A 1447-nucleotide genomic window follows, 5' to 3' on the forward strand; every position below is an offset into this window, starting at 1 on the left:
GTACGGAGCCCCTCGGCGTATGCGGTGGGGAATTCAGCCGCCGAACTCCTCCAGGCCCTTCAGGGCCTGGTCCAGCAGCGCCTGACGGCCCTCCAGCTCACGCTCCAGCTTGTCGGCGCGGGAGTTGTTGCCCTGGGCGCGCGCCTGCCCGGCCTGGTCGCGCAGCTTGTCCACGGCCGCCTGGAGCTGGCCGGTCAGCCCCGCGGCACGCGCACGCGCCTCCGGGTTGGTCCGGCGCCACTCGGCCTCCTCGGCCTCCTGGATCGCCCGCTCGACCGCCTGCATCCGGCCCTCGACCTTGCCCCGCGCGTCCCTCGGCACGTGGCCGACGGCCTCCCACCGCTCGTTGACCGAGCGGAAGGCGGCACGCGCGGACTTCAGGTCCCGCACCGGAAGGATCTGCTCTGCCTCGTCGGCCAGCGCCTCCTTCAGCTTCAGGTTCTCCCCCTGCTCCACGTCCCGCTCGGCGAACACCGAGCTGCGCGCCGCGAAGAACACGTCCTGGGCGCCCCGGAAACGGTTCCACAGGTCGTCCTCGTGCTCGCGCTGGGCGCGGCCCGCGGCCTTCCAGTCCGCCATCAGATCGCGGTACCGGGCCGCAGTGGTGCCCCAGTCCGTCGAACCGGACAGCGCCTCCGCCTCCACGACCAGCCGCTCCTTCACGCGCCGGGCGTCCTCGCGCTGCGAGTCCAGCTGCGCGAAGTGCGCCTTGCGGCGCTTGGAGAACGCCGACCGGGCGTGCGAGAAGCGGTGCCACAGCTCGTCGTCGGACTTGCGGTCCAGCCGGGGCAGCCCCTTCCAGGTGTCCACCAGGGCCCGCAGCCGCTCACCGGCCACCCGCCACTGGTCGGACGCCGCCAGCTGCTCCGCCTCCGCGACCAGCTCCTCCTTGGCCTTGCGGGCCTCGTCGGACTGCTTGGCCCGCTGCGCCTTGCGCTCCTCGCGCCGCGACTCGACCTTCCGCACCAGCTCGTCCAGCCGGGTCCGCAGCGCCGCCAGGTCGCCCACCGCGTGGTGGGCGTCCACCTGCTCGCGGATGTGGCCGATCGCGGTCTGGGCGTCCTTCGCGGACAGATCGGTGGTCTGCACGCGCTTCTCGAGGAGGCCGATCTCGACAACCAGGCCCTCGTACTTGCGCTCGAAGTAGGCAAGCGCCTCCTCGGGGGAGCCGGCCGCCCACGATCCCACGACCTGCTCGCCGTCGGCCGTACGCACGTACACGGTCCCCGTCTCGTCGACGCGGCCCCACGGGTCGCTGCTCACAGCGCCTCCTCCACATGATGCCTGCGGAGAGCCTCACGGCTCCCTGGCATCGTCCACAGTTTCGTCATCGCCAACATAGGCGACCGGCGGGTGGCCTGTCCGCATCCAGCGGCACCCAATCGCGCAGGCGACCGGCCCGCGAAGCGCGGGCCGGAACACCGCCGCGGCGTCAGGACTTCGTGAC

The 1447-nt window shown here is 72.6% G+C and carries 1 protein-coding gene; it reads right to left on the reverse strand.

Annotated features, from left to right (window positions below; all coding sequences use genetic code 11):
* Nucleotides 1-33: 33 nt before the first annotated feature.
* Nucleotides 34-1263 (reverse strand): DUF349 domain-containing protein, encoded by a 1230-nt coding sequence (locus ACFWN1_RS33260; RefSeq protein ID WP_384370485.1) that lies wholly within the window; start codon nt 1261-1263, stop codon nt 34-36.
* Between the last annotated feature and the right edge of the window lie 184 nt (nt 1264-1447).

The organism is Streptomyces sp. NPDC058459 (genome assembly GCF_042721685.1).
Classification (GTDB): Bacteria; Actinomycetota; Actinomycetes; order Streptomycetales; family Streptomycetaceae; genus Streptomyces.